General features: G+C 70.8%; 23 protein-coding genes and 2 pseudogenes. 16 read left to right on the forward strand and 9 right to left on the reverse strand.

From position 1 onward, the window contains the following. Nucleotides 1-159: 159 nt before the first annotated feature. Nucleotides 160-1,170, forward strand: a complete 1,011-nt coding sequence (locus tag ABZ896_RS00790) for a glycoside hydrolase family 43 protein (RefSeq protein ID WP_360919672.1) — start codon at nucleotides 160-162, stop codon at nucleotides 1,168-1,170. Further along, nucleotides 1,167-2,579, forward strand: coding sequence for an RICIN domain-containing protein (locus ABZ896_RS00795; protein ID WP_360919675.1), 1,413 nt, complete (start codon nucleotides 1,167-1,169; stop codon nucleotides 2,577-2,579). The genes ABZ896_RS00790 and ABZ896_RS00795 overlap by 4 nt, the downstream gene beginning before the upstream one ends. A 2-nt stretch (nucleotides 2,580-2,581) precedes the next feature. Here ABZ896_RS00795 and ABZ896_RS00800 read toward each other — a convergent pair whose 3' ends face one another. Next, nucleotides 2,582-4,264, reverse strand: a complete 1,683-nt coding sequence (locus ABZ896_RS00800; protein ID WP_360919677.1) for a rhamnogalacturonan lyase B N-terminal domain-containing protein — start codon at nucleotides 4,262-4,264, stop codon at nucleotides 2,582-2,584. Nucleotides 4,265-4,459: 195 nt separating this feature from the next. On the opposite strand from ABZ896_RS00800, the gene ABZ896_RS00805 reads away from it, so the two are divergent. The 4 genes from ABZ896_RS00805 to ABZ896_RS00820 all read left to right on the forward strand — a co-directional run bounded on the left by ABZ896_RS00805 (nucleotide 4,460) and on the right by ABZ896_RS00820 (nucleotide 9,273). Then, the gene (locus tag ABZ896_RS00805; RefSeq protein WP_360919680.1) at nucleotides 4,460-5,500 is read left to right on the forward strand and encodes a rhamnogalacturonan acetylesterase; all 1,041 of its coding nucleotides are present in this window, start codon (nucleotides 4,460-4,462) and stop codon (nucleotides 5,498-5,500) included. Between the two features lie 81 nt (nucleotides 5,501-5,581). Continuing rightward, nucleotides 5,582-7,273 (forward strand): DUF2264 domain-containing protein, encoded by a 1,692-nt coding sequence (locus ABZ896_RS00810; protein WP_360919682.1) that lies wholly within the window; start codon nucleotides 5,582-5,584, stop codon nucleotides 7,271-7,273. A gap of 24 nt (nucleotides 7,274-7,297) precedes the next feature. Then, entirely contained in the window at nucleotides 7,298-8,044 is a 747-nt protein-coding gene (locus ABZ896_RS00815) for a hypothetical protein (protein WP_360919685.1), read from the forward strand. Further along, a complete protein-coding gene (locus ABZ896_RS00820; protein ID WP_360919688.1) occupies nucleotides 7,951-9,273 on the forward strand; it encodes a PE-PGRS family protein in 1,323 nt (440 codons plus the stop codon). The genes ABZ896_RS00815 and ABZ896_RS00820 overlap by 94 nt, the downstream gene beginning before the upstream one ends. Here ABZ896_RS00820 and ABZ896_RS00825 read toward each other — a convergent pair. Beyond that, the gene (locus ABZ896_RS00825) at nucleotides 9,263-10,687 is read right to left on the reverse strand and encodes a hypothetical protein (RefSeq protein ID WP_360919691.1); all 1,425 of its coding nucleotides are present in this window, start codon (nucleotides 10,685-10,687) and stop codon (nucleotides 9,263-9,265) included. The two genes, ABZ896_RS00820 and ABZ896_RS00825, sit on opposite strands and share 11 nt — an antisense overlap. A gap of 66 nt (nucleotides 10,688-10,753) precedes the next feature. Here ABZ896_RS00825 and ABZ896_RS00830 point away from each other — a divergent pair, with 66 nt between their 5' ends. Then, the gene (locus ABZ896_RS00830) at nucleotides 10,754-11,122 is read left to right on the forward strand and encodes a VOC family protein (RefSeq protein WP_360919694.1); all 369 of its coding nucleotides are present in this window, start codon (nucleotides 10,754-10,756) and stop codon (nucleotides 11,120-11,122) included. A gap of 5 nt (nucleotides 11,123-11,127) precedes the next feature. Here ABZ896_RS00830 and ABZ896_RS00835 read toward each other — a convergent pair whose 3' ends face one another. Together ABZ896_RS00835 and ABZ896_RS00840 are read right to left on the reverse strand one after the other, a co-directional pair. After that, entirely contained in the window at nucleotides 11,128-11,910 is a 783-nt protein-coding gene (locus tag ABZ896_RS00835; RefSeq protein WP_360919698.1) for an alpha/beta fold hydrolase, read from the reverse strand. Continuing rightward, nucleotides 11,897-12,388: pseudogene (locus ABZ896_RS00840) on the reverse strand (TetR-like C-terminal domain-containing protein); the annotation flags it as partial. The pseudogene ABZ896_RS00840 and the gene ABZ896_RS00835, both read right to left, overlap by 14 nt. Nucleotides 12,389-12,543: 155 nt before the next feature. On the opposite strand from ABZ896_RS00840, the gene ABZ896_RS00845 reads away from it, so the two are divergent. From ABZ896_RS00845 to ABZ896_RS00860, 4 genes are all read left to right on the forward strand, one after another. Continuing rightward, entirely contained in the window at nucleotides 12,544-13,155 is a 612-nt protein-coding gene (locus ABZ896_RS00845) for a helix-turn-helix domain-containing protein (protein WP_360919701.1), read from the forward strand. Continuing rightward, nucleotides 13,152-14,444: an MFS transporter gene (locus ABZ896_RS00850; protein WP_360919704.1), complete on the forward strand. Its 1,293-nt coding sequence runs from the start codon at nucleotides 13,152-13,154 to the stop codon at nucleotides 14,442-14,444. The genes ABZ896_RS00845 and ABZ896_RS00850 overlap by 4 nt, the downstream gene beginning before the upstream one ends. A 133-nt stretch (nucleotides 14,445-14,577) precedes the next feature. Next, nucleotides 14,578-14,850 (forward strand): acyl carrier protein, encoded by a 273-nt coding sequence (locus tag ABZ896_RS00855; protein ID WP_360919707.1) that lies wholly within the window; start codon nucleotides 14,578-14,580, stop codon nucleotides 14,848-14,850. Then, the gene (locus tag ABZ896_RS00860; RefSeq protein WP_360919710.1) at nucleotides 14,847-16,226 is read left to right on the forward strand and encodes a condensation domain-containing protein; all 1,380 of its coding nucleotides are present in this window, start codon (nucleotides 14,847-14,849) and stop codon (nucleotides 16,224-16,226) included. The genes ABZ896_RS00855 and ABZ896_RS00860 overlap by 4 nt, the downstream gene beginning before the upstream one ends. A gap of 7 nt (nucleotides 16,227-16,233) precedes the next feature. Here the strand turns inward: ABZ896_RS00860 and ABZ896_RS00865 are convergent, their stop codons facing one another. Next, nucleotides 16,234-17,211: an aminoglycoside phosphotransferase family protein gene (locus tag ABZ896_RS00865; protein ID WP_360919713.1), complete on the reverse strand. Its 978-nt coding sequence runs from the start codon at nucleotides 17,209-17,211 to the stop codon at nucleotides 16,234-16,236. 201 nt (nucleotides 17,212-17,412) lie between these two features. Here ABZ896_RS00865 and ABZ896_RS00870 point away from each other — a divergent pair, with 201 nt between their 5' ends. Further along, complete coding sequence (locus ABZ896_RS00870; RefSeq protein WP_360919759.1) at nucleotides 17,413-18,240, forward strand: phytanoyl-CoA dioxygenase family protein; 828 nt, start codon at nucleotides 17,413-17,415, stop codon at nucleotides 18,238-18,240. Nucleotides 18,241-18,253: 13 nt separating this feature from the next. Here ABZ896_RS00870 and ABZ896_RS00875 read toward each other — a convergent pair whose 3' ends face one another. Further along, complete coding sequence (locus tag ABZ896_RS00875; RefSeq protein WP_360919716.1) at nucleotides 18,254-19,243, reverse strand: glycosyltransferase family 2 protein; 990 nt, start codon at nucleotides 19,241-19,243, stop codon at nucleotides 18,254-18,256. A gap of 91 nt (nucleotides 19,244-19,334) precedes the next feature. Here ABZ896_RS00875 and ABZ896_RS00880 point away from each other — a divergent pair, with 91 nt between their 5' ends. From ABZ896_RS00880 to ABZ896_RS00890, 3 genes are read left to right on the forward strand one after another with little or no spacing between them, the layout of a single operon-like run. Next, the gene (locus ABZ896_RS00880; protein ID WP_360919719.1) at nucleotides 19,335-20,333 is read left to right on the forward strand and encodes a glycosyltransferase; all 999 of its coding nucleotides are present in this window, start codon (nucleotides 19,335-19,337) and stop codon (nucleotides 20,331-20,333) included. A 1-nt stretch (nucleotide 20,334) separates the two neighbouring features. Then, complete coding sequence (locus ABZ896_RS00885; protein ID WP_360919722.1) at nucleotides 20,335-21,588, forward strand: radical SAM protein; 1,254 nt, start codon at nucleotides 20,335-20,337, stop codon at nucleotides 21,586-21,588. Further along, a complete protein-coding gene (locus tag ABZ896_RS00890) occupies nucleotides 21,585-23,333 on the forward strand; it encodes an amino acid adenylation domain-containing protein (RefSeq protein WP_360919726.1) in 1,749 nt (582 codons plus the stop codon). The genes ABZ896_RS00885 and ABZ896_RS00890 overlap by 4 nt, the downstream gene beginning before the upstream one ends. Here ABZ896_RS00890 and ABZ896_RS00895 read toward each other — a convergent pair. Genes ABZ896_RS00895 through ABZ896_RS00905 form a run of 3 tightly spaced genes read right to left on the reverse strand, consistent with a single transcriptional unit; the run spans nucleotide 23,247 to nucleotide 25,853 of the window. Next, nucleotides 23,247-24,047 carry an ABC-2 family transporter protein gene (locus tag ABZ896_RS00895; RefSeq protein ID WP_360919729.1) on the reverse strand — a complete coding sequence of 267 codons (801 nt, stop codon included), beginning with the start codon at nucleotides 24,045-24,047 and terminating at the stop codon, nucleotides 23,247-23,249. The genes ABZ896_RS00890 and ABZ896_RS00895 overlap by 87 nt on opposite strands. A gap of 5 nt (nucleotides 24,048-24,052) precedes the next feature. Then, on the reverse strand, nucleotides 24,053-24,856 hold the full coding sequence (locus ABZ896_RS00900; protein WP_360919732.1) for an ABC-2 family transporter protein: 804 nt from the start codon (nucleotides 24,854-24,856) through the stop codon (nucleotides 24,053-24,055). A 1-nt stretch (nucleotide 24,857) separates the two neighbouring features. After that, on the reverse strand, nucleotides 24,858-25,853 hold the full coding sequence (locus tag ABZ896_RS00905; RefSeq protein WP_360919735.1) for an ATP-binding cassette domain-containing protein: 996 nt from the start codon (nucleotides 25,851-25,853) through the stop codon (nucleotides 24,858-24,860). A gap of 78 nt (nucleotides 25,854-25,931) precedes the next feature. On the opposite strand from ABZ896_RS00905, the pseudogene ABZ896_RS00910 reads away from it, so the two are divergent. Beyond that, a pseudogene (locus ABZ896_RS00910) lies at nucleotides 25,932-26,023 on the forward strand (transcriptional regulator); the annotation flags it as partial.

Here is a 26,023-nt window from a genome sequence, read left to right on the forward strand (position 1 = left end):
GCGCGCTCCGATGGCCTCGCAGAAAGCGCCTTCTTTTGTCACGTCGGACCCGTTGACCTCAGAGTTCCCCAGCCTTACCTTTCGGCTGTTCGCAATTCAACAGATGTTCTCAATACCGAACATCACTCTCAGGTCACCCCACCCCGAGAGGCAGTCCGCATGAGCCGCGCCCCCACCGTCCTCGAAGCCGCCCCCGGCCCGAGGACGGCCGTCCCCTTCGTCAACCCGCTCGTCCGCCACCGCGCGGACCCCTTCGTCCACCGACACTCGGACGGCTTCTACTACTTCACGGCCACCGTCCCCGAGTACGACCGCATCGTCCTGCGCCGCTCCCGCACCCTGAACGGACTCGCGACCGCCGACGAGTCCGTCATCTGGACCAGGCACCCGGCCGGTGCCATGGGCGCCCACATCTGGGCGCCGGAGATCCACCGCGTGGGCGGCAAGTGGTACGTCTACTTCGCCGCCGCGCCCGCCGAGAGCGTCTGGGACATCCGCATGTGGGTCCTGGAGAACGCCGACCCCGATCCCTTCAACGGCAGTTGGGAGGAGAAGGGCCAGATCAGGACGGCCTGGGAGACCTTCTCCCTCGACGCCACCACCTTCGCCCACCGCGGCACCCGCTACCTCGCATGGGCCCAGCACGAGCCCGGCCTCGACAACAACACCGGGCTGTGGCTGTCGAGGATGGCGAACCCCTGGACCCTGACGGGCCCTCAGATCCGGCTCTCCACACCGGAGTACGACTGGGAGTGCGTCGGCTTCAAGGTCAACGAGGGACCCGCGGTCGTCAAGCGCAACGGCCGGATCTTCATGACCTACTCCGCGAGCGCCACCGACCGGCACTACCGCATGGGCCTGTTGACCGTCGACGCCGACGCCGACCTCATGGACCCGGCGAGCTGGTTCAAGTCGCCCGTCCCGGTCTTCGGCAGCAGTGACGGCACCCGGCAGTACGGCCCCGGCCACAACTGCTTCACCGTCGCCGAGGACGGCCGCAGTGACGTCCTCGTCTACCACGCACGGCAGTACGAGGAGATCGTCGGCGACCCGCTCGACGACCCCAACCGCCACACCCGCGTCCAGAAGCTCGACTGGAACGCGGACGGCACCCCGAAGTTCGGCATACCGGTGGCGGACACCGCCACGGACACGGAGGTTGCGTCATGAGACGTGCTTACGCGGTACTGCTCGCCCTCTGCCTGGCCCTGGCCGGCGCCCTGGTGACCGCCGGTCCGGCCCAGGCCGCCGCGCTGACGATCCCCAACGGCGTCCAGTTCACGGACACTTGGGGCAATGCCCTGCACGCCCACGGCGGCGGGGTCATCAAGGTCGGCTCGTACTACTACTGGTTCGGCGAGGACCGCAACGCCGACAACACCTTCCGGTACGTGGACGCCTACCGCTCCACCGACCTGAAGAACTGGGAGTTCCGCAACCACGTCCTGACCCAGTCCTCCGCCTCCGAGCTCGCCACCGCCTACATCGAGCGCCCGAAGGTCATCTACAACGCCTCCACCGGCAAGTTCGTGATGTGGATGCACAAGGAGAACGGCACCGACTACAGCGAGGCCCGCGCGGCCGTCGCCGTCTCCGACACCGTCGACGGGAACTACACCTACCAGGGCAGCTTCCGCCCGCTCGACTCGTACATGTCCCGGGACATCACGACCTTCGTCGACACCGACGGCACCGGCTACATGGTCTCGGCCGCCAACGAGAACTACGACCTGCACATCTACAAGCTGAACGCGTCCTACACCGGCATCGACAGCCTGGTCGCCAACCCGTGGGTGGGCGGCCACCGCGAGGCACCCGCGCTCTTCAAGCGCAACGGGGTCTACTTCATGCTGACTTCGGGCGCGACCGGCTGGAGCGCCAACCAGCAGCAGTACGCCACCGCCACCTCCCTCGCCGGGCCGTGGACCTCGATGGCGAACGTCGGCGACTCCACGACGTACAACTCCCAGACCGCGTACGTCCTTCCGGTGCAGGGCACTTCGGGCACCTCGTACCTCTACATGGGCGACCGCTGGGGCAACTCCTTCGGCGGCACCGTCAACGACTCCCGGTACGTCTGGCTGCCGTTGACCTTCCCGACCTCCACCACGATGTCCATGTCCTGGTATCCGGAGGTGACCATCGACGCGGCCGCCGGGACGATCGGCGGCACGAGCGCCACGTACAACACGCTCATCGCCCGCAACAGCTCCAAGTGCGCGGACGTCCCCAACCAGTCGCTCTGGCAGGGGATCGCGATCAGCCAGTACACCTGCAACAGCGGTGCCAACCAGAAGTGGTGGTTCAAGGACCTCGGCACCGGCTACTACCAGCTGGTCGGCCGGGGCAGCTCGCTGTGTCTCCAGGAGAACTCCACCAACGTGACCCAGGAGAACTGCTCCTCCAGCGCCACCACCCAGCAGTGGTCCGTGGTCACCTCGGGCTCGTACGTGAACATCAAGGCCCGCACCAGCGGTGAGTGCCTGGACGTGAACGGCGCGTCCACCGCCAACTCCGCCGCGCTCATCACGTACACGTGCAACGGAGCGACCAACCAGCAGTGGACGCGCGGAACCTGACGTCAGGTCAGTAGATCGAGGGCATCGATCGACGTGCCCGCACTGAGATAGGCCGTCGACCCCGAACCGCTCACCACGTTGATCTTCAGCACGTTGTACTGGCTGGTGTCCGTGAGCCAGGCACTGGCCGGAACGCTGTAGGTGAACGTGTAGTTGTTGCCCCGGTAGGACCCGTTGGTCAGCGACCGGGTGCTCGGCTGGGTGGGCGGGGAGGGGATCGCGGAGGTCCAGGTGTCGTTGACGACGACCTGCGGCCGTCCGTTGGCGTAGGCCGTCGTCACGCCGATGCGCAGGGTGTGCGCGGCGGCGGCCTGGGCCGCGGTCAGCTTGAAGTACACGAGCAGCCCGCTGTTGACGTCCTTCCAGAGGTAGCAGGGGAAGGCCGAGGTCTCGGTGCCGCTGCCGATGACGACATTGCCGGTCCAGGAGGACGCGCGGACGTCGGACGGATGGGCGTACGTCATCAGGTCGGCGTTCTTGAACCCGCTCGGCGTGCCCGTCCAGTCGTTGATCCGCCAGATCGCGCTCGCGTTGCTCGGGTCGTTCGAGGACGGGATCGCGATCGAGTTCAGGGTGGTCGTGCCACCGGCGGTCACCGTCACCGAGGTGGTGTAGACGGCGAGTTCGCTCTTGTAGACGGTCAGCGTGTACGTCCCCGGGAGGACCCCGGCGATCGAGAAGTAGCCGTCCGAGGAGCGGGCCGAACCCCAGTACTGGGCCGCCGAGTTGGCGAGGCCGACGGTGTACGGGTACGCCGTGTTCCGGCCCGTGATGCCGACGCCCGCGACCCGGCCGCGGCCGCCCGAGGCGACGTAACCGGAGATGCCGAGCGAGTCCGCCCAGGAGGTGGTGAGCGTGCCCGGGAACAGCGAGGAGGAGGGCGCGCCGCCGTCCGTGAGGGCGATGACGTAGGGGCCCTGGAGGCCGAAGCGCTCGTCCTCGGTCTGGTTCTGGGCGTAGTGCAGGATCTCGTAGAGGCCGCCGCCGTCCGCGCTCTGGTGGCGCAGCAGGGAGCGGTAGAAGGGGCCGCCGGACGCCTTCTCGTGGTTGGAGCGGACGATCCACAGACCGACGCCGTTCGCGCTCCAGCCGATGTAGTTGTAGTCGCTGACCCGCAGCTTGGAGTAGTGCTTGGAGCGGGTCTGGCCGTCGGACTTGGCGAACACGTCCGAGGCCTCGATGGTCGTCGGCGCGTAAGTGTAGGAATCCGGCTCGTCGTTGAGGAACAGGCCCGCCTTGACGCGCAGGATGAAACGGGTCGACGCGACCGAGGTGTCGGCCCGGTTGGTCCACAGGTAGACGTTGTTCTCGCCGCTGCGGGCCGCGTAGTAGTGCCTCAGCGTGCCGTACGCGACCGAGATCAGGATCGTCGACCCCGACTGCTTGATCGTCACGGTCGAGGTGCCGAGGCCGGACTCGATGTGTGAGTTCTTGCCGCCGTAGCCCTGGTACTCCGTGCCCTTGTAGACCAGCGAGGTCAGGTCGCCGTTGGTCTTGCTGACCTTGAAGACGAGGCTGGCGCCGGTGTCGACGACGTAGTTCGAGCCGTCGTCGGTGTAGCCGAAGGTGGCCGCGGACGCGGTCTGGGCGAGCGGCCCGGCGAGGGCGGCGGTGCCGGCGGCGGCCGCGGTACCGAGGACGAAGGTACGGCGTCCGACCGGTCTGTTCACGGTGGGTTCGGACATGTGGGGGTGCCTCCTTCGAGACATGTGGGGGTGGTGCGGGTGCTTTGGAGGGTGACAGTTGAATCGATTTCGCGAAAGGGCTTTCGCTTGCGGGAGGTTGGCAATCTTGTGAAATCGGTTCAAGGTCTAGAAAGCGCTTGCAGGTGGCGGTACGGTCCGGCGTCAGGTGTTGTCCCTCTGACGGAGGAACCGCGAATGAGACGTTTCAACCTCGCCGTGCTGGCGGCGGTCACGCTGAGCGCGGGCCTGACCGCGGTGCCGGCGCAGGCGCACACCGGCCGCGCTCTCGGTATCGAGAACTGTGTGGGCAGCGCCTGCCATTTCGACGTCCCGCCGGGAACGTACGACGTGAAGGTCCTCCTCGGCGGAGACGCGGCGTCGAGCACGTCGGTCATCGGCGAGACCCGGCGTTCCCTGCTGCCGGAGACCCCGGTGGCCGCCGGCGAGCGGACCGCCCGCAGCTTCACCGTGAACGTCCGCACGCCGGAGGGCGAGCCGACGGGACCCGAGGGCACTCCCGGTCTCGACCTGGTGCTCGGCGGCACCGCCCCCGCCCTCGCCGACATCCGCGTCACCCCCGCCCGGCACACCCGCCAGATCTTCCTCGTCGGCGACTCCACGGTCTGCGACCAGCCCGGCGACCCCTACTCCGGCTGGGGCCAGCAGCTGCCCCAGTACCTGCGCAAGGGCGTGTCCGTGGCGAACTACGCGGACTCCGGCGAGAGCACGGTGACGTACCTCTCGGACACCCGGCTGTGGGCCACCGTCCAGCCGTTGATCCGGCCCGGCGACCTCGTCCTGATCCAGCTCGCCCACAACGACAAGACCACGGACGAGGCGACGTACCGGGCGAACCTGGAGACACTGGTCGCGGGTGCGAGGGAGAAAGGCGGGAACCCTGTCCTCGTGACGCCCATCGTGCGACGCTGGTTCAACTCCGACGGCACGCTGAACAACGGCACCGCGCTGCTGGTCAACGGCCTCGGCGTCGACCACCCCGCGGTGATCCGCGCGGTCGCCGCCGCGGAGGACGTCCCGCTGATCGACCTGACGGCTCGGACGAAGGCGCTCGTGGAGTCGCTGGGGGTGGAGGGCTCCAAGGCGATCTACCTGTACAACGAGAAGAGGGACAACACCCACACCTCGGTGCACGGAGCGACGGTGTACGCGGGCCTTGTGCGCGACGAGCTGGTGGCACAGCATCTGGTGCCGAAAGGCCTGGTGAGGGTGGGATAGACGCCTGGGGCGTCCCGACCGGAACCGGGGCGCCCCAGGTCTGCTTCGTGAAGAGCCGCTGGGAAAACTGGAAGAGAACCGATGCACCTGCCCCCCGAGGACCGCACCCTCAGCCCGTACACCGGCTACACCCGCGCCCACTGGGAGGCCGCGGCGGACGGTCTGCTCGCCGCGGTCGAGCCGTTCGCCACCGAGGACCGCGCCCTGTACTTCCTCCCCGGCGATCGGGAGAGTTGGACGGGACGGCTCTCCGACGGCCTGGAGGGCTACGCCCGCACGCTCCTGCTCGCCGCCCTGCGCAAGGACGAGACCGCCCTCGCCCGCTACGCCGAGGGCCTGGCCGCGGGCACCTCGGGCGTCTGGCCCCGGATCGAGGACCGCCGGCAGCCGCTGGTCGAGGCCGCGTCGATCGCCTTCGCCCTGCGCATCACCCGCGAACTCCTCTGGGACCGCCTGGACGACGCCGTACGGCAGCGCGCGGCGGCCTGGCTCACGGACGCGCTGACCGCCGAGGCCTGGCCCTGCAACTGGGAGCTGTTCCCGGTGACGGTGGGCGGCTTCCTCGAAGAGGTCGGCTGCGAGCCGGAGGCGTCCCGCAAGGCGATCGAGCGCGGCCTGGACCGCATCGAGCAGTGGTACGTCGGCGACGGCTGGTACACCGACGGCGACGGCCGCAAGTTCGACTACTACAACGGCTGGGCGATGCACCTCTATCCGGTGCTGCACGCGTGGCTGGCGTCCGACCCCCGCCTGCTGGACCTGTACGGCGGCCGTCTCTCCCGCCATCTCGCCGACTACGCCCGCCTGTTCGGCGCGGACGGCGCCCCGATGCACCAGGGCCGCTCCCTCACGTACCGCTTCGCGACGACGGCCCCGCTGTGGCTGGGCGCCCTGACGGGCCACACGCCCCTGGCCCCGGGCGAGACCCGACGCCTGGCCTCCGGCGCCCTGAAGTACTTCCTGGACAGGGGAGCGGTGGACGCACAGGGCCTGCTCACCCTCGGCTGGCACGGCCCCAACCCGGCGGTCCTGCAAGGCTATTCGGGCCCCGCGTCCCCGTACTGGGCGAGCAAGGGCTTCCTCGGCCTGCTCCTGCCGGAGGACCACGAGGTGTGGACGGCCGAGGAGGCACCGGGCCCGGTGGAGCGCTCCGACGCCGTCACCCCTCTCGCCGCCCCCAACTGGCTTCTCCAGTCCACCCGTTCCGACGGCCTCGTCCGTCTCCACAACCACGGCAGCGAGGACGTCCGTTACGACCCCTTCTACACCCGCCTCGCGTACTCGACGGTGACGGAGCCCGCGGCCTCGTACGACAACAGCCTGATCGTGGACGTCGATCCGAGCCGCACGGAGATCGAGCCGCTGGGTGTGGGGGAGGGGTGGGCGGCGTCTCGGCACAGGGCGGGCGGTGGCGCGCGGGTCTCCGGAGTCGTGCTCGCACGAGGAGCCGTGGAGGTACGGGCCTTCCTCGTGGCGGGTGCCGAGCCCGGGACGCCGGTACGCGTCACCGGATGGGTCGCCGGGGACGGTGTCCGCGCCGAACTCCTGCCCGCCGTGGGCCTCGACGACGAGCTGACCGGGGTGACGGGAGACGGGGACACCCTGTTCGTCGCGCTGGTCCGCCTCACCGGTGAGGCGGACGCCGTTCCTCTGGGGGAGACGGTGACCGTACGGGCCGTAGGCGCAGGGGAGTTGACGGTGGTGTGGAGCGACGGCTCCGATACGCGGGTTCGCCTGGACGGCTCGGGAGTGGAAGTCGCAGCCGGGATCTGAGCCGTCTCAGGCAGTATGAGGATCATGGGTGGGAGAGACGAGCTGGTCGAACTGCTGGGCCGGGCAGGGCTCGACGTCGTGGGGGACTGGCGGGTCGAGGAGGTGCTGCCGCCTCCTGCTGTGTGGCGCCATGTCATCGGGTGGGGGACCGAGCCGACCGTGGCGGTCGCGGACGACCGGCCGGACCTTGTCGCCGAACTGAACGCCCAGTGGCACCGGTTGGCGTCCGAGACGGGGGTCCTCGGTGACGACGGCGTGTTCCTCGTCGACTTCTCCGGCAACGAGGGCCGGAAGTGGGTGCGCGTCCGCCTCACCGACGACTGGGACCTCGCCGGAGTCCTGGGACCGCGGCCGGGTCAGCCGGAGTTCCTCACGCTGTCCCTGGACGGGGACGTGATGGTGGGCGTCACGACCGAGGAGTACGCGGTCTGGCTCGTCGCCGTCGACCGGCTCGGGGAGCGGCACGAGGAGGCGGCCCGGGCCGCCGGCGCGGAGACACCGCAGGAGCGGGCGGCCGCCTGGGAGTCCCTGTTCGAGGGACCGAAACCCATCGGGAAGCTGCTCGAGGCGTGGGCGGACGGGCTCTCGCTCAACCCCGCCACCCCGAAGGGCCTGTGGCCGGGACTGGCGGAGCGGTCGCGGTACGAGCAGTACCGCGCACTCCCCCCCCGGACGCCGTGGACGCCCTCCTGGCCCACCCCGACTGGAAGCTGCGGATGGGGGCGGCCGAGCACCAGCCCGACATCACCCCCGAGCAGTGGGCCCGCGTGATCCTCGCGGAGCGGGACGAGCGGCAGCGGTGGATCCTCATCATGCTGGCCGCTGACCGCTGGGCCGAACTCCCCGAGGACGCCTGCCGTGCACTCGCCGCCGACCCCTCCCCGCGCATCCGCTCCGAGACCGCCCGCCTCAAGGGCCTGCCCGCCGCGCTGTCGGTGGCGCTGGCCGCCGATCCCGACGGTCCCGTGCGCTACGTGGCCTGCACGGCGGCCTGGCCGCACCTCGGCCCCGCGACGCGAGAGGCGCTCCTGACCGATCCGTACGCCATGGCGCGCGAGCGGGCCCTGCTGCTGCACCACCGGGAGCACCCGATGCCCCGGTCGGTGTTCGACACCCTGGACGTCCGGCGCGACGCCCTGGAGACCTGCCTCCTGGAGCGCGGCCTCGCCGAGCACGTGGCACGGCACGGGGACCCGTCCGAGCGCGCCTCCCTAGCCCGGAACCTCCGCCTGGAACCCGACCTGGTGGCCCTCCTCGGCAAGGACCCCGATGCCCACGTCCGTTTCACCGTGTCCGTCCGGGAAGACCTCACCGAGGAGCAACGCGCGGACATCTTCTACGAGTTCGACCCGGACGGCCGCTACTTCCCGCTCGACTGGGTCGTGGCCCGCCACCCCGACGAGGCGGCCATGCGCCGCCTGGCCGCCTCCTCCCACCCCCTCGTCCGCCGGAGCGTAGCCCGCGCCCGCCGGCTTCCGCCGGACGTCGTCGAACGCCTCGCGGGCGACGAGGACCGCGTCGTCCAGCTCTTTCTCGCCGAGTCCTGCGACGACGCCCCCGCCGAGATGCTGCTGCGCGTGTGGCAGTGGTGGGACGGCAGCCTCACCTGCCCGGACCGCCCGCGCGGTCACCCCAACTTCCCGACCGATAACCTCCTGCGGTTCGCCGACGACCCCAGCCCCCGGATGCGCCGGCTTGCCCTCGACGACCCGGAGTCCACGCCCGGCCTGGTGGAACGGCTCAGCCGGGACCCGAGCGAGGAGGTGCGGTTCCGGGCCGTCACCGACCCGCGGCTGTCCCCGACCGCCGCGGCCCGGCTCCTTGAGGACCCGCACGAGCACATCCGCTCCGCGGCCGCCCGCCACCCCCACCTGCCGGCCCGCGTCCTGGTCCGGCTGCTGCGGCAGGGAACCGGAGCGGCGGAGACCGCCGCCCGGAACCCGGCCCTGCCCGTCGAGGTCATGCGGCGCATGGTCGAGTGGGTCGGCCTCAGGGCTTGACGCGCGCGATCCGCAGGCTGGTCGAGGTCGGGGACGCGCCCGTCAGCGGCGTCGCGTACGTCGGTGTGACCGGGGCGTACGCCCAGACCAGCGTGCCGTCCTTCTGGACCGCGATGTCGCCGGTGATCCGTGCCGACACGACCTTGTCCGGGCTCTGGACCTTGCCGTTCCAGTCGATGAGGCGGAGGTGGGTGCCCGAGAAGGTGCCCGTGCAGGTGCCGCTCGCGCACTTGGCGTTCTTCAGGGACTCCCAGGACACCAGCAGCCGGTCCTTGCCGTACGGCGCGACGTGTACGTTGACGTTCGCGACCGTGCGGGTGCCGGTGAGGTAGATGGCCTTGCCGGGGCCGGAGTTGCGGTCCTTGAGGAAGGCCACCGCCACCTGGTGGGCGCCGAACTTCGGCGTGACCGACCAGCCGCGGCCGCTGGAGTCGGCCGGGTTCTTCTTCGCGGACGCGGCACCGCGCGAGGCGAACGCCGTGGCGTAGCGGCCGGTGGACGACTTCACCAGGTCACCGGTGCGGCTCGGGAAGGTACCGCCGCAGTACCCCGCCCAGCACTGCTCCCGTTGCACGACCGGAGCAACGTCCGGCGCTGCTATGCCCGTTGACACGAACAGGCCCGACCGCCAGTCGTCGAAGCAGAGGGAGGTGAAGTTTCCGGTGGTCTCGGCGTGCAGCGCGATGCCCTCGTTGTGGCTGCACCCCCAGCCCCAACCCCCGCTGAGCTTCGCCCCCTTGGCGCTGATGTACGTCAACTTGTCGCCGTAGTGCCCGTCGGCGAAGCCGCCCGCGCCGTGCACGACGAAGTAGGCGCCGTACTTCGAGCCGTTCCAGGTGAGTTGGCCGTCGAGGGTCGGCGAGGTGTCGGCGGAGGCGGTGCCGGTGAGCTTGGTCCGGAAGGTCTGCTTGCCGTTCGTGTACCGGACGATCGCGGCCGCCGTCTCCTTCCACTTGTTCGTGTCGGCGACCCGGGTCAGCAGCGCGAACCCGTCGTTGTGCGCGACGAGCCCGCCGACCTCCTTGGCCCCCTTGACGACGGTGTCCGCGCCGGAGCGCTTGCCCGCCGCGGTCAGCGGGGTGACGTGGACGCCGTCCGAGGCGGGCCACGCCACCCGCAGGGTGCCGTTCGGGGCGGCGGCCGTCGCGGTCCGCGTCCACTCCCGGGTGTTGTTGTAACCGGCGCTCAGATAAGGGAACTTGGCGGACAGCGTCACCGCCGTGGTGGTGACGGCGGGGGTGGGCGTGGCCGCCCCGGCCGTGGCGTACCAGGCGCCGACGAGCGCGGCCGTCGCGGCGAGACCGGCGATCAGCGGCTTACGGGCCGTACGGACCCGGCGGTGGCCGGTGGGAGTGGCGGGGGAGCCGGGGGCGGCGGCCGCGTCCGTGGACGGCGTGCGTCTTGCGTGTGTCATACCCCCAGGTCGCCGCCGGGGCCGCGGAGGTTGCCGTGATCACCGGCGACCACCAGGATGCGTCCCATGACTTCCGCCATCCGCCACACGACCATCGACTGCTCCGACGCCTACGCGCTCGCCGACTTCTGGTCCCGGGTCCTGGACCTGCCCCAGCACGAGGAGGGCGAGCCGGGCGGCGACGCGGCGTTCATCGAGGGCGCGGGCCTGCTGTTCATCACCGTCCCCGAGGCGAAGACCGGCAAGAACCGCGTGCACTTCGACATCCAGCCGCAGGACCGCACCCGCGACGAGGAGATCGAGCGCCTCCTCGCCCTCGGAGCGACCCTCTTCGAGGACCACCGCAACCCCGACGGCACGGGCTGGGCCACCCTCGCGGACCCGGAGGGCAACGAGTTCTGCGTGGAGCGCAGCGCGGCGGAACGCGGGGAGTGAGTCCCTTACGACAGCAGCGTCTCCCTGAGCCGTACGGCGAACTCCTCCGGGTGCTGGAGGATGCCGAGGTGCCCGCCGGGGAACTCGACGAAGTCGCCGTGCAGGGACTTGGCGAGGAACTCGGCGGTGCGGTACAGGAGTTGACCGCGTGAGTCGGCCCCGGCGGCGAGGGTGAGACGCACCTGCGCAGGCGCCGCGGCGGGGACGTGGCCGGTGAAGTTCCGCAGGACGTGCGCGAGGAACAGCGCCATCGGGTTGGCCAACTCCTCCTCCCTGGACAGGGGTTGGCCCTCCGGGAGAGCGTACGGCTCCCGCTCCTCCAGTACGGCGGTCATCCGGGCGCCCGCCGCGGCGGGACCGGCGGCACGGTAGGCGTCGTACACCTCCCGGAACGCGGCCAGTTGACGTGCCCCGTCCGGCAACACCCCGACGCACGGCGGCTCGTGGGCGACGACGTGCCGCAGCCGCTCGGGGTGCCGGGCGAGCAGGTCGAGGGCGACGACACCGCCGGAGCTGGAGCCGAGGACGTACGCCGACTCGCCCTCCGGCAGGACCGCGTCGAGCACGCACCGCGCGCCGTCGCTCCAGTCCCGGACCCGCTGGTCCTCGACGGGCTCGCCGAGACGCCCGTGGGCGAGCCCGAGATGGTCGTACGTGACCACGGTGAAGTGCTCGGCGAGCACCTCCGTCATGGGGCCGAGCCCCATGGGGTGCCCGGCACCGCCCGGGAGCAGCAGCAGGACGGGACCACGGCCGGTGATGTCGTAGTGCGGCTCAGAGTCGGTCATCGGGGGTCTCCTCGTGGGGCCAGTTCTTCAGTGCCACGTGCAGGGCGTCCACGGCGCGGTCCCAGGACTTCTGTACGTCGCGGGGGGCGCCGAAGCCGCCGCCGGCCTCCAGGGCGCAGTAGCCGTGGAAGGTGGCGCGCAACAGCCGTACGGCGTCGGTGAGATCGGGCTCCGTGAGGCCGTAGGCGCGGAGCATGCCGTAGGTGATCTCGGCGGTGCGGTGGAAGGCGGGGGTGTCGGCGACGAGAGCCTGGTCGATACGGATCTGTGTGGCCGCGTACCGCCCCGGCCGCTCCAGGGCGTACGCCCGATAGGCCCCGGCGAACGCCACGAGCGCGTCCTTCCCGGCGCGGCCCGCCACGGCGACGGCGATCCGGTCGATCATCTCTCCACCGGCGAGCAGGGCGATCCGGGTCCGCAGGTCCTGGAGGCTCCGGACATGCGCGTACAGACTCGCGTCCTTCACGCCGAACCGCTTGTGAGGCCGGCGCGGGGGACCATGGGCGAGCACCTTTTCCTAGGGTTCCTAGGTTTCAACCTAGCTCGCATAGGCCCGTGGCCCAAAAGGTTTTCAACGACGCGGCCAGATCTGAGAGTTGACTGTCAGAATATGTGAGAGGACACTCTCACATCATGCGGTCGGACAATCGCTTCGGCGACCTCGAGGTCACTGACCCGAAGGCCATGCGGGCGCTCGCGCACCCCGTGCGGCTGGCCATTCTGGAGCGGCTTCAGCGGTACGGCCCTGCCACCGCCACGCAGTTGTCGCCGTATGTCGGGGCGACGCCGTCCGTGGCGAGCTGGCATCTGCGGCATCTGGAGGGGTTCGGGCTGGTGCGGGACGCCGTCGACGGTGGGACGGACCGGCGGGCGCGGCGGTGGGAGGCCGTGGCGCGCGGGTTCCGGTTCGAGGTGCCGGAGGACGAGGACGGGCGGGCCGCGGCCCGGCTGCTCGCCGGGGAGATGTTCGCCCGCACCGCCGACCTGCCGCTGCGCTGGCTGAGCGAGGCCGAGTCGAGCCTGGAGCAGGAGTGGGTCGCCCGGGCGGTGGCGAACAACACCCGCGTGGTGGTCTCCGCCGACGAACTCGCCGCGCTCAAGGACGCGATGGAGGAACTCCTCGCGCCGTACGTCACACGCGACGCGGCGGAGCGGCCGCCGGACAGCCGGGGTGTGCGGGTGCTCCTGTACGCCCTGCCGGAGGCGGCCGACCACGTCGACGACGACTCCGGCGAGGTCGTGTGAGACGCGCACCGGACTCCCTGTGGCGCGATCCGCGGTTCGTCCGGTGCTGGACGGGCAGTGCGGTCTCGCAGTTCGGCGACCGGGTGTCCGAGGTGGCGGTGCCGCTGATCGCCGTCGGTGCGCTGGACGCGACGGCCGGACAGGTGGCCTGGCTGACCGCGCTCGCCTGGGCGCCGAACCTGCTCGGACTGGTGCTGGGGGCGTGGGTCGACGGACGGGCGCGCAAACGGCGGCTGCTGATCGTCACCGACCTCGTACGGGCGGCGGTGCTGCTGTCGCTGCCCGCCGCGTATCTGTGGGGCACCGTCACCCTCGCCCAGCTCTACGCCGTGGCGCTGCTGACCGGCCTCGCGGGGGTGGTGGCCGGCTGCGCCTGGACGCCCTTGTTCGTACGGCTGGTGCCGCGCGCCCGGTACGTCGAGGCCAACAGCGCGTTCAGCGCGGCGCGTTCGGGCTCCTTCGTGGCCGGACCGGCGGCGGGCGGTGGACTCGTACAGGCGCTCGGCGCACCGGTCGCCGTGGTCGCGGACGCGGTGTCCTTCGTGGTCTCCGCGCTGCTGCTGAGCCGGGTGACGGTGGACGAGCCGCCGCCCCGGGAAACGCGCGCCCACTCCACCGCCCTCCTGCGTGAAGCCCGCGACGGGCTCGCCTTCGTCCTGCGCCAGCCGGTGCTGCGGGCAGGGCTCGCCTGCTCGACGACCATCAACTTCTTCACGTTCCTCGCCGGCACCGGCATGGTCGTCCTCTTCGCCGACCGGGAGCTCGGACTGTCCCCGGGGGTCATCGGGCTGGTCCTCGGCATCGGCGCGAGCGGCTCCCTCGTGGGGGCGCTCACGGCACCGCGGGTGGCGCGGCGGATCGGCATCGGGCGGACCGTCGTCGTGGGGGCCGTGCTGTTCCCGGCGCCCTTCGGACTGGCCGCGGTCGCCGGTGGGCCCGCGTGGGCCGGTGCGGGGCTCCTCAGTGCCGCGTACTTCCTGGTGGGCCTCGGTGTGATGTGGTTCGACGTCCCCCTCAACTCGCTCCAGGCGGCCGTCACTCCGGACGCGCTGCGCGCCCGCGTCACCGGCGCCTACAGCACCGTCAACTACGGCATCCGCCCTCTCGGGGCGCTCGCCGGGGGCGTGTTCGCGACGGCTTTCGGCGTGCGCGCGACGCTCGTGACGGTGGCCGTCGGCGGGGCGCTGTCCGTGCTGTGGCTGCTGCCGTCCTCGATACCCGGCATCCGGTCCCTGGAGGCCTCGGACCGCCTCCACCGCGGGCCCCGCACGCGGGAGGACGCCGCGTGAACTCCTCTTCCGTGGACGGGAGTCGCGGCGCGGCGACCTTCGTACAGTCCTTGGACGAACCCCTTGACGATCTAGACCGGTCATGCCAGCCTTGATCACGCTTCCGAGCCCCGAACGCGGACGGAGCCAGGACTTGCCGGGAACCGAGCACGACGAGACCCTCGCACGGATCACCGAGTACCTGCACGGCCTCGGAGCGGACCACGCCGACATCGGTCCGGACACCGAGTTGATCGAGTCCGGCTACCTGGACTCCCTGGGCATCGTGGCCCTGGTGGCCTTCGTCGAGGACACCTTCGACACCGAGATCCCCGAGGACGGCTTCCGGCCCGGGAACTTCACGTCGCCGCGCGCCGTCGCCGCGCTGGTCGCCGGCAGCAGGGCGGCCCGGGCGGGCCGCCCGTGACCGGCGGCCCCGACCTGCGCCTAGTCGAGTACGGCGGCGACGGCGGGGGGAACCATCCGCTGACCTGGGCCCAGAAATGGCTCTGGCGGGCCGTCGCGCTCAACGCCCCCGCCGTCCAGCAGCTCAACATGACGGCTTCGGTCGCCGTACCGGAAGGCCTGGGCCTGCCCCGGACCCTGCGGGCGATCGGGCTCCTGATCGGCCGTCACCAGTGCCTCAGGACGCGCTTCCACGTGGACGAGCACGACGAGCCGCGCCAGGTCGTCGTACGCGCCGGCGGTCTTCAGGCGGAGGTGTGGCGGGCCGACGGCCCGGCGGACGTCGAGGAGACCACGGCCCGCGCTCTGGAGTCCCTGGCCGCCCTGCCCTTCACCGCTCCCGAGATCTCGGTGCGGGCCGTCGTCGTCACCGACGGCACCGGGCCGCGCCGCGTCGGCCTGTGCCTCTCCCATCTCGCCGCCGACGACCACGGCCTGGACAACCTCACCGAGGACCTGGAGGAGATCCTGCGGGTGTCGGCCGCGGGAGCCGAGATCCCGCCGTGCCGCGCGACCCACCCGGCCGACCGCGTCCGCTACGAGACCGGAGCGGACGGCGTCGCCCGCTCCGCGGAGTCCGTGCGGTACTGGACGGACACCACGGTCCGCTTCCCCGCCGAGGGACACCTGCCGGCGCGGCACACCCCGGACCCCGTGCCCTACCAGTCGGTGCGGATGCGCTCCCGGGCTCTTCCGGTGGCGGCCCAGGCCCTGTGCGCGCGGCTGCGGGTGAGCCCGACCTCGCTCGTCATCGGCCTCGCGGCCGTCCTGTTGTGCGAGCGGACCGGTGGGACGCGGGCCGGATTCCTCACCTTCGGGCACAACAGGTTCAGCACGCGGGCACGGGCCCTGTCGGGCCCGCTCACCCAGTCATTCCCCGTCGCCGTGGACGTCGCGGGCCGGAGTCTGGGCGAGGTGGTGCGGGCCACCCACGCCACCGTCACCGGTGCGGGCTTCCACGGGCAGTACGATCCACCCGCCCTCGCGGCCGCCTTCGCCGAGACGGCCGGGGAGAACGGCTTCGCACCGGATCTGTCCTGCGCGGTGAACGTCAAGGGCGAGCGCCCGGTACCGGCCGCGGACGGGTCGCCGGAGGCCGCGGCCGAGCAGGCGCGCCGACTGCTGCGGCACACCGTCCTCAGCCCGTTCACCGGGATGCGGCGCGAGGACTTCAACTTCTATCTGTCGGTCGGGATGCGGGGGCGGGAATGGAACGTCCTGCTGCGGTGCAACACCGCGATGATCCCGGTCGCCGGTATCGAGGGCTTCCTGCGGGAGCTGGAGGACCGGGCCGTCCACGCGTGCGCGCACGACACCGGTCTCCTGCCGTCCGGATGACGCTCCGTCACCACTCGTCGGCGAGTTCCCCGACGAGTCGGGACAACGCGGTGAGATCCGGGAGGGCGGCCAGCCGGCCGCGGACCTCACGGTCCCCGAAAGCGCGCTGCTCCGGCGTCTTCTCCGCATCGACGGCGGCTTCCGCCTGCACCTGGATGTAATTGAGATGGGTTGCGAAAAGCATGGAGAAATCGTGCAGGCTCCGGATGGCGCCGGGGCCGTCGGCCGCCACATAGGAACGGACGATTCGCCGGGCGAAATCCGTGTTCACGTGTTTCGCGCCCGCCCACGAGCACACGACCCACGCCAGTTCACGATCCGGGGACGTCGGTCCGGCATTGTCCCAGTCGATGAGGACCGGGCCGTCCCGGCCGATCAGGACATTCTGGGGCTGCACATCGAGATGTGAGGTCACCAGAGTGCTCCGGTCGGCGGGCGACACGAACCGGGACAGTTCCGCCGCCGGCCCTGACAATGCGGCGAGCGAGTCCGCCCATTCCAGTCCGGAAGCGCGAATACGGTCGACGAGTTCTCCCCAGTCGGCGTCCCGAGGGCATGTCTCGTACCAGGAGTCAGGTGTCTGGTCCGCCCCCGCGCCGGCTCGGTGGAGCAGGGCAAGGGTGCGGCCGACCCAGTCGAGGACCTCCGGGCTCAGCGGGTCGGCCGTGCCGCCGTCCACCCAGTCGTACAGCTTGATGAAAGACCCTCCGAGCTGCGGCGGAAGGCGGGTCACCGGACTGCCGTCGCGGTTGGCGAGGAGCCGGGGCGAGGCGATTCCGAGCTTCTCGGAGGCGTCCCTGAGGGCGGCCTCCGCGCGCACCTGCTCCTCGTCGCAGCCGAAGAGCATTTCCTTCACCGCAAAGGCTTTGCCGTTTTTCGAAAGTTTCCAGATCTGTCCGAGTGCGCCACGAGTGACCGGCGTCGCGGTCCACCGATCGGTGCCCAGGCCATAGATCTCGGCCACATAGTTTTCTGCGTCACGCATGGGCGAACTGTATCAATAAAGGGTGGAGTGGCGACGGGAGTCGATTCCGGCAGAGCATTCGGGACATTCACGACATAGTCCTTTGGCGTCTTTTCGTCTGCCGAATGCATGCGGAATAGGCCAGGATAAGAAGTGGCTCAAAACGATGAGTTCCTAGGGGGTCGCCAGTTGGGAATCGAAGAAGCGACGACGGTCAGGCCTGTGGAGGGTGCCCTGTGCCGCCCTTTGGTCGACGAGGAGGTCGGGTTCTTCCGGGCGAACGGATTTCTGAGGTTACGCCGCTTTTTCTCCGCCGAGACGACGGACCGTTTGCGCCGCGAGGTCCTGGACAATCTGTCCGCCGCCTACCGCATGCCCGACCTGCCGCTCACCGAGGCCACCGGTCACGAGGGCTTCTATCTGCCGCTGATGCGCGACACCGCCCCGCTCAGCCGTGCCCTGGTCGCCGACCGGGACCTGCTGGACCTGGGGGAACGCCTTCTCGGCGGCCCGGTCGTGCCCAAACCACCCAAAGGCATCCGCTACCGCGACGCCACCCGCTGGCACGACGACGCGGCCGACCCGCACCTCAGGGCCGTCAAGATCGTCTGCTATCTGGAGCCGCTCACCGCCGGGACCGGCGCCCTGCGGGTGCTGCCCGGCTCTCATCACCCGGAGTTCTCCGCGGCACTGCGCCGCTACAAGGCCGGCCTGGCCCCGGTGCCCGCCTCCGACGAGCAGCGCGAGGACGACCGGTGGCCGGGCGTGGTCCTGGACACGGAGCCCGGCGACGTCGTGGTCTTCGACGTCCACCTCTGGCACGCCAGCCTCTTCGGCCGGGACCGCAACCAGTGGAGCCTGTCCTACGCCGCCGCCGACCCCGGCTCCCCGGAACAGGTCGCGGCCGTACGGTCGTACATCGCCTCCTTCCTCGCCGCGGGTCACCCCTACGACACCGAGGAGTTCCCCTACTACGACCCCGACTGGCTGTCGCCGCGGCGGCCCGGGTTCGCGTCGAGGATGAGCGACCTCGGGCTGTTCGACGGATGAGGCGTACTCCGGATCACAGGAACTCCGCGGCCGGCCGGCTCCTCAGATGCCGGACCAGGTCGTCCGGACGGCCGCCGCGCAGCAGCCGGTAGCACTCGGCGTCGTCACCGGCCAACTCGGCGAAGGTCTCCTCGTCCACGCCGGCCACGAACGCCCGCGCGAAGGCGAGGATGTCCGTGCGCCGGACCTCATCGGCCTCCGGCAGCGCCGTGAGCAGGATCAGGACGTCGTGCTCCAGGGCGGCGAGGTCGTACGCCCTTTTCAGGGCGGGATCGCGGGCCGCCAGGAATCCCGACACCATGCGCACCTGTTTCATGCGCCCGGAAATTATGTCCGCGTCCAGGGACCGCTGGGTTATCGACGGTGGTCCGTCGTCCCGCTGCCGCCAGAAATAGACAGGACCGGTGACCACATCGACAGCGGTCGCGAGGACATGGGCCGGGACGGTGACGAATGCGTCCTCGAAAACATGCTCCGGATATCTGAATTCATGGCGTTCCCAGAAAGAACGGCGGTACACCTTGTTCCAGACGGTACGGTCGCCCAGTAATTCACGGCGCTCGGTGATGTGAGTCCGCTCGCGCGGCTCGTCGAAAATGCCCGCGTGCAGGGGGGACGGCCACGAACGATCGCGGTTGAACCGGTGCACCCCGCCGCACGCCAGGTCGGAACCCGTCCGCCGCAACACCCCGACGAGCTGGTCGTACGTGTCCTCGGCGAGCAGGTCGTCGCTGTCGACGAAGGCGAGGTACCGGCCCGACACCTCCCGCAGACCACGGTTGCGGGCGGCCCCCGGTCCGCGGTTCTCCTGCCGGAGGAGACGGAATCTGGGGTCTTTTCCGACATAGTCCTGCGCTATTTCCCGGCTCTGGTCCGTCGATCCGTCGTCGACCAGGACCACCTCCAGGTCGGCGAAGGTCTGCTTCATCACCGAGTCGAGACAGGCCGCAAGATATCGCTCAACATTGCAGAAAGGAATTATCACACTGAGTGCAGGCTGCATTGATACCCCCAGTTTCACCGACCGGGTCAGGCTGGCACGAATTCTGCGACTGCGTCAATGGGGAGAGTCCTGAGATGCGAAAGGAGCACACATGACCGTCGAAAACGAACTTGTCACCGTGGCCGTCTGCTCGGTGGGACGGCCGGTTCTGCACCGGGCCCTGTCGGGACTGGCCAGGGGGGAGACCGGATCCGTCGCGGAGGTCCTGGTCGTGGACAACACCGACGACGGGTCCCTCGACCGGACGCGGCTCGCCGACCTGCTCGCCCCCTTGCCGCTCCGGGTGCTGCGCGGTCCCGGCGGCACCTCCGACGGCCGTAACCTCGCGCTGGCCGAGGCGCGCACGGACGTCGTGCTGTTCTTCGACGACGACTGTCTGCCGGAGCCCACCTGGGCCCGGGAACTGGCCGCCGCCATGGCGGCGGAGCCCACGGTCGCGGCCGCCTACGGCAGCGTGGAGCCGGTGCCGGTCCCCGGCGGGCGCGTCCTCACCGACAAGGTGCCGCTGATGGGCGAGTCCGCCTGGGGCGAGGCGGAGAGCGCCGACGGCGAGCCGCTGTGGTGCCCGGCCGTCACCTCACCGACCTGGAAGGCCGGGATCGCCACCGGCGAACCCACCCCCACCTGGGCCGTGGTCGGCTCCTCCAACAACATGGCGGTGCGCCGCAGTCTGCTGATCGACGGCCGGCCCGCCTTCCTGCCGACCCTCGGCCCCGGTACCGGGGCCGGCTCCGGCGAGGACACCGAGTTCGGCTACGCCCTCATGGCCGCCGGCCGTGCGCTGGCCCATGTGCCGGGGGCCGGCATGCGGCACGACTCATGGCTCGCGCCCGCCGCCACCGAGTGGACGGAACGCTGCTACCTGCGCGGCACGGTCGAGGCACTCGGACACCACGCCCTCCAGGGGGACGAACGCGCGGCCCGGCTGCTGACCACCTATCTCGCCTACTTCGCCGCAGGGAACCGCTACGGCTTCCGCGACCTCGGAGCCATCCTCGCCTGGGCCTACGGCGACCACACCGCGGGCCGGCCGCGCCGCCCGCAGCGCAAGTCCGACCAGACACCCGTAGCCACCACCCAGGGGGAATGACATGAGGTCCGACGACCGGCTGCTCACCTTGGACGCAGCACCGTTCGAACTCACCGAACGGCGACGGGCGAACCAGGCACGGAACATCGCCGAGTACCAGAGCGGCGCGACCGTCCTGGAGAGCCGGCCACTCGCCTTGTTCATCGAACTCACCCAGAACTGCAACCTGCGCTGCCCGATGTGCCGCTTCGGCGAGAAGTACGACCCGAAGCTCAACCTGGACGAGGCCGTCTTCGACCGGCTCACCGAGGAACTCTTCCCCACCGCGCACGTGGTGGACCTGCGCGGCTGGGGCGAGAGCACGATGCTGCCCCGCTTCGGCGAGTTCGTCGCCCGTGCCGTCCGGCACCGGGTGCAGCTGCGGCTGGTGACCAACGGCCAGGTCAACCGGCGCCCGGTGTGGGACCTGATGATGCGCGCCCACGCCATGGTCACCGTCTCCTGCGACGCCGCCTCGCCGGAGCTGTTCGCCAAGCTGCGGGCGGGCGGGACCATCGACCGGCTCACCCGCACCGTCGAGACCCTCGTCGAGAGCCGCGACCGGTACGGGGCACCCCGCGACAACGTCTGCCTGAACGTCGTCTCCAGCATGGACAACCTCGACGAACTGGCCGACATCGTCCGGCTCGCCGCCCGTCTCGACCTGTCCCTGGTGTCGATCCACCCCATCGTCACCGCCCTCGACGACCCCGCCCATCTGCGCAACGACCTCGGCCGCACCCAGGAGGCGTACGAGGAGGCGGCCGAGACCGGTCGGCGGGAGGGCGTCGTGGTGCAGGTCGGAGCGGCGCCCGATCCCTCCCTCGCCCTCCCCGACATGGTGCGCAGGCCCGCCTGCATGCATCCGTGGAGCTACGCCTACGTCCGCTACAACGGGCAGGTCGGCTTCTGCGACCACCTGATCGGCGGCGACAGCGACTACACCTTCGGCTCGCTCGCCGACGGCAGCTTCGAGTCGATCTGGAACGGCCGGCTCTGGCAGGAGCTGCGGGCGGCGCATGTGAGCGGGGACATCCCCGAGACGTACATGCCGTGCCGCTACACCTACGCCCAGCGGTACATCGAGTTCGAGCACCTGGTCCACCCCGACCGGGCGTCCGGACTCGTCACCAGCGAGACCCACCGCGCGGTCACCTTCCGCCGCGACCCGGAGGTCGTGCCCTGGGCGCCCTGGAAGCCGGAGGAGACCGGCGGCGGCGTCCTGATCCCGACCAGCGCGCTGACGGCCACCCTCCCGAAGGCGGCCCGTGAATGACGGACACCGCGTCCAGGACCGACGACCCGGGCACCGCGCCGGGCCCGCCCGGGCTTCCGGTCTCCCCGCAGGCCGTACAGGAAGCGCGTCGCCGTGCGCTGCGGCATTCCGAGGACCGGGTGCGGGCGGCGCCGCTCGTCTCGGACGTCGTGGCCGTCCACGCCCGCCGGCACCCGGCCGCGACCGCCCTGGTCGACGCCGGGGGCACGCGCACGTCGTACGGCCGGCTCCACGAGCTGAGCGGGCGGTTGGCGGGTCTGCTGGTCGCCCACGGGTGCCGGGCCGGTGACCGGGTCGCGGTCACCGGACCGCGGTGCGCGGACACGGTCGCCGCGTTCCTGGCGCTGGAGAGCGTCGGCGCGGTGTACGTCCCCGTCGACGCGGGCTGGCCGCCCGAGCGGCTGAGCGGGATCCTCGGCCGCACCGGCTGTGCACACCTCCTCGTCACCGGGACCGAGCCCCTGACCCCCGACGCCGCACAGGCCGCGGCCGACGCCGGCGCCGAGATCCTCAGCACTGCGGACGCGCCCCGCCACCAGCCCCACCGGCGACCCGAACCTCTCCCCGACGCGGCCGCGCGGGAGCGGTACATCGTGCACACCTCCGGCAGCACCGGCCTGCCCAAGGGCGCGGTCGTCGCACACGCCGGGATGGTCAACCACCTGTGGCACATGGTCGAGACACTCGCCCTGACGGACGACGACGTGGTCGCCTTCAGCGCACCCCCCATCCACGTCATCGCCGTGTGGCAGATGCTCGCCCCCCTGCTGGCGGGCGCCACCGTCGCGCTGGTCGCGCCCGGTGCCGAGAGCTTTCCGAGACCTCTGCTGCGTGCTCTGCGCGAGATGCGGGTGACCGTCGTCCAGCTGGTGCCGACCCTGCTCCAGCCGATCGTCGAGGAGTGGGCACGGCACGAGCCCGCCGCCCGGTTGCCGGACCTGCGCTGGCTCATCGCCACCGGTGAGGAACTGAGCCCCGCGCTGGCCGGCCGGGTGCTCGAACTGCTCCCGGACGCCCGCCTGATGAACGCCTACGGCATGAGCGAGTGCTCCGACGACGTCGCCCAGCACGTCGTGACGGCGGCGGACCTGGACGGAGCGAGGCTGCCCGTAGGACTGCCCGTCGCCAACGCCGTCCTGCATGTCCTGGTGTCCGAGGGTCCCGCCTGGCGCCCGGCCCGGGACGGCGAGAGCGGCGAACTGTTCGTCGGCGGACTGCCGGTGGGCGCCGGATACGCGGGACCCGCCGGACCGTACGGCACCGCCTTCTTCCGCGACCCCCTGGACCCCCGCTCACCGACCGGCAGGCTGTACCGCACCGGGGACCTGGCGCGGATCGAGAACGGGCTGCTGCACTGCCTGGGCCGGACGGACCGGCAGGTCAAGGTGGGTGGGGTACGGATCGAACTCGACGAGATCGAACGGGCGGTGGAACAGCACCCGGCGGTCTCCCGCTGTGCCGTCACCGCCGGGTCAGCGGCCGGCACCGTCGAACTCAGCGCCCACGTCGTCCTGACGGCGGACACCCCCGTCCCGGAGCTTCGGGCCTTCGCCGGGCAGCGGCTGCCGCGCGCCATGGTGCCCCGGCACTGGACGACCCTGCCGACCCTGCCGGTGACCCGCAGCGGCAAGGTCGACTACCGGGCGCTGGGCACACCCTCACCCGTTGACACCGGTGTAGTGCCGCAGACTCCACCGCCACAGCACCCGCGAGAGCAGGTACCCGAGGATTCCCAGCAGGGGTGAGGACGCCGCCAGCCAGTAGGGCACACCGCTGCCGTGGACGTGTCCGGTGAGGACGGCGACCGGGAGGTAGGCGATGAACGCGAGCGGAAGGCCGTAGGTCAGGAAGCCGCCCACGGCCTTCGGCAGCACGTTGAGCGGGTAACCGCCGAAGGTGCCGAAGAGCTGCTCCAGCCAGCTGCCCCAGTAGTCGGCCGCCGGGAAGCGCAGCGAGGCCGACGCGACCACCATGAACAGCGCGGCCTCCAGCAGCATCCCGCCGACGAGCGCCGCGACCAGGTACCCGATCCGGGCCGCCGTCCAGTCCAGCTCGCTGCGGCTGAGCGCGCCCGCCATCAGGCCGACGGCCACCGTGAGATCACCGATCGCGTTGGTCGGGAACCAGGCCAGCTGGACCTGGCGCTCCACCGGCATGGGACGCATCAGATAGATGTCGATCCGGCCGTCCTGGATCTGCCGGCCGATGCCGTGCAGCCGGCCCAGGACCAGGACGAACAGTCCGTGCGCCAGCATGCGGCTGGCCGGGATCAGCAGGACCTCGGAGCTGTCCCAGCCGCCCATCCCGGTGAACCGGGCCAGCAGGACCGTCGCGAACACGATGACGGAGACCTGCCAGATCGCTCCGATGGCGACGTTCAGCAGGAACTCGGCGCGGTACTCCAGCTGGGCACGGAAGTTGAGACGCGTGATGCGCCAGACGATGCGTAGGGAGTTCATCGGTCTCAGCCTCCCTGGGAGACGACACGGAGGGCGGCCCGCCGCCACAGGAAACGGGTGAACAGGCCCAGTGCCACGACCCAGAGCGCCTGGACGGCCAGCTGTCCGGCCGCCTCCGACAGCGGGATACGGCCGATGTAGACGGACAGCGGGATGTTCAGCGTGGCCTGGAAGGGCATGAAGGCGCTCATGGTCACGAACCAGTCCGGGAAGAACCACAGCGGCGCGTAGACCCCCGACAGCAGGTTCTGCGCGAAGATGATGATCAAAATGGCCGCGTTGTTGCGCAGCGCCCAGAAGCACCACTGGTCGGTGGCGAGCATGATGTAGTGCAGGACCAGCTGGCCCAGCAGCAGGCTCAGCACGAACACCCCCGCCACGGCCGCCGATCGGGGCGGTTCCACCACCCCGGCCGCCAGGCAGACCAGGAACCCGGCCAGCGCCCACGCGAACCCGTACAGCTGCTCGCCGAGCGCGCGCAGCGCGTAGTAGCGCTGGGGCGGCATCGGGCGCAGGTACCAGTAGACGATGGTGCCGTAGTGCATGTGCTGGATCACCGTGTCGCGGCCCGCGAACTGGTCCAACTCCCGCAGCCGGGAGGCGAGTACGGCCATCACCGCGTAGGTCACCGCCTGGTTCTCGTCGAGCCCGGCGGAACTGCTCGTGTGCGCGTACAGCCCGTGCCACAGCGACGCGACCAGCACCACCTGCACGGTCAGCCGGACCAGTACGGCGGTCATCCGGGGCGGCGCGTGCAGTTCGCCGAGCGGGGTGACGCGGGCTGCGCGCCACCCGTGCAGGACCGCCATCTCAAGCCACCTCGGTGTGCACGTAGGCGGCGCGCATCACGTCCTCGAGGTCGGCCTCGTCGATCGCGACGCCCGTCACCTCGTACCGCTCGATCACGGCCTTCAACGCCTGGTGCACCGTGGGGGAGTCCGGTCCGTCGGGGCCGAACACCACCTGCGGCCCGTCCTGCTTCAGTACGGCGATCCCCGGCAGCGGTACGACGTCGGCGTGCGCGTCGGCCAGGGTCGCCCGGACCTGCCAGGTGGAGCCGTACTTGCGGCGGATCTCGTCGAGGCTGCCGTCCAGGACCAGCCGGCCGTGGTTGATCAGGACGACCCGCTCGGCGAGTCGCTCGACCTCGGTCATGTCGTGGGTGGTCAACAGGACGGTCCTGCCGCGCTGTTCGACCTGGTGGCGCAGGAACTCCCGGACCTGCTCCTTGACGACCACGTCCATGCCGATGGTGGGTTCGTCGAGGAAGACGACCGGCGGGTCGTGCAGCAGGGCGGCCGCGAGGTCGGAGCGCACCCGCTGGCCCAGCGAGAGGTGCCGGACCCGGGTGTCCCAGAAGGACGACAGGTCGAGCAGCTCGTCGAACTCCTTGAGCCGCACCGCGTGTTCGGCCTTCGGCACCTCGTAGATGTCCCGGAGGATGGAGAACGACTCGCGCACCGGCAGGTCCCACCACAGCTGGGTGCGCTGCCCGAACACCGCGCCGATGTTACGGGCGTTGCGCTCGCGCTCCTCGTACGGCACCACGCCCGCCACCCGGGCCTCGCCGGAGGTGGGCGTGAGGATGCCGGTGAGCATCTTGATGGTGGTGGACTTGCCGGCGCCGTTCGGGCCGAGCAGGGCGAGGAGTTCGCCCCGGGCCACGTCGAAGGTGATGTCGGAGACGGCGTGCTTGGCGACCCGCTCCGGGTTGACCAGGGACCGCAGCGTGCCGGCGAGGCCGGGGCGGCGGACGGTGGTGTGGAAGGTGCGGGACAGGCCGCGTACCTCGATGCTTCCGGTCACGCTGTGAACTCCCTTGCTGGGAACAAGAGTTGCGGCCGGTCGGCTTGGACGTCAGTCCAGTTCGAGCACGCGTGCGTGCTCCTTGACCGGCTGGTCGACACCCCGGTCGCGGTCTCCGACGCGGCCATGACGCTGCTCGTGGCCAACCCGATGTACGCGGCGCTCATGGG

Source organism: Streptomyces sp. NPDC047072 (assembly GCF_040643855.1).
Classification (GTDB): domain Bacteria; phylum Actinomycetota; class Actinomycetes; order Streptomycetales; family Streptomycetaceae; genus Streptomyces.

Coding starts and splice junctions, on each gene's coding strand:
- ABZ896_RS00790 (WP_360919672.1), top strand. CDS start 160: ATGAGCCGCGCCCCCACCGTCCTCGAAGCCGCCCCCGGCCCGAGGACG.
- ABZ896_RS00795 (WP_360919675.1), top strand. CDS start 1,167: ATGAGACGTGCTTACGCGGTACTGCTCGCCCTCTGCCTGGCCCTGGCC.
- ABZ896_RS00800 (WP_360919677.1), bottom strand. CDS start 4,264: ATGTCCGAACCCACCGTGAACAGACCGGTCGGACGCCGTACCTTCGTC.
- ABZ896_RS00805 (WP_360919680.1), top strand. CDS start 4,460: ATGAGACGTTTCAACCTCGCCGTGCTGGCGGCGGTCACGCTGAGCGCG.
- ABZ896_RS00810 (WP_360919682.1), top strand. CDS start 5,582: ATGCACCTGCCCCCCGAGGACCGCACCCTCAGCCCGTACACCGGCTAC.
- ABZ896_RS00815 (WP_360919685.1), top strand. CDS start 7,298: ATGGGTGGGAGAGACGAGCTGGTCGAACTGCTGGGCCGGGCAGGGCTC.
- ABZ896_RS00825 (WP_360919691.1), bottom strand. CDS start 10,687: ATGACACACGCAAGACGCACGCCGTCCACGGACGCGGCCGCCGCCCCC.
- ABZ896_RS00830 (WP_360919694.1), top strand. CDS start 10,754: ATGACTTCCGCCATCCGCCACACGACCATCGACTGCTCCGACGCCTAC.
- ABZ896_RS00835 (WP_360919698.1), bottom strand. CDS start 11,910: ATGACCGACTCTGAGCCGCACTACGACATCACCGGCCGTGGTCCCGTC.
- ABZ896_RS00845 (WP_360919701.1), top strand. CDS start 12,544: ATGCGGTCGGACAATCGCTTCGGCGACCTCGAGGTCACTGACCCGAAG.
- ABZ896_RS00865 (WP_360919713.1), bottom strand. CDS start 17,211: ATGCGTGACGCAGAAAACTATGTGGCCGAGATCTATGGCCTGGGCACC.
- ABZ896_RS00875 (WP_360919716.1), bottom strand. CDS start 19,243: ATGCAGCCTGCACTCAGTGTGATAATTCCTTTCTGCAATGTTGAGCGA.
- ABZ896_RS00880 (WP_360919719.1), top strand. CDS start 19,335: ATGACCGTCGAAAACGAACTTGTCACCGTGGCCGTCTGCTCGGTGGGA.
- ABZ896_RS00885 (WP_360919722.1), top strand. CDS start 20,335: ATGAGGTCCGACGACCGGCTGCTCACCTTGGACGCAGCACCGTTCGAA.
- ABZ896_RS00890 (WP_360919726.1), top strand. CDS start 21,585: ATGACGGACACCGCGTCCAGGACCGACGACCCGGGCACCGCGCCGGGC.
- ABZ896_RS00895 (WP_360919729.1), bottom strand. CDS start 24,047: ATGAACTCCCTACGCATCGTCTGGCGCATCACGCGTCTCAACTTCCGT.
- ABZ896_RS00900 (WP_360919732.1), bottom strand. CDS start 24,856: ATGGCGGTCCTGCACGGGTGGCGCGCAGCCCGCGTCACCCCGCTCGGC.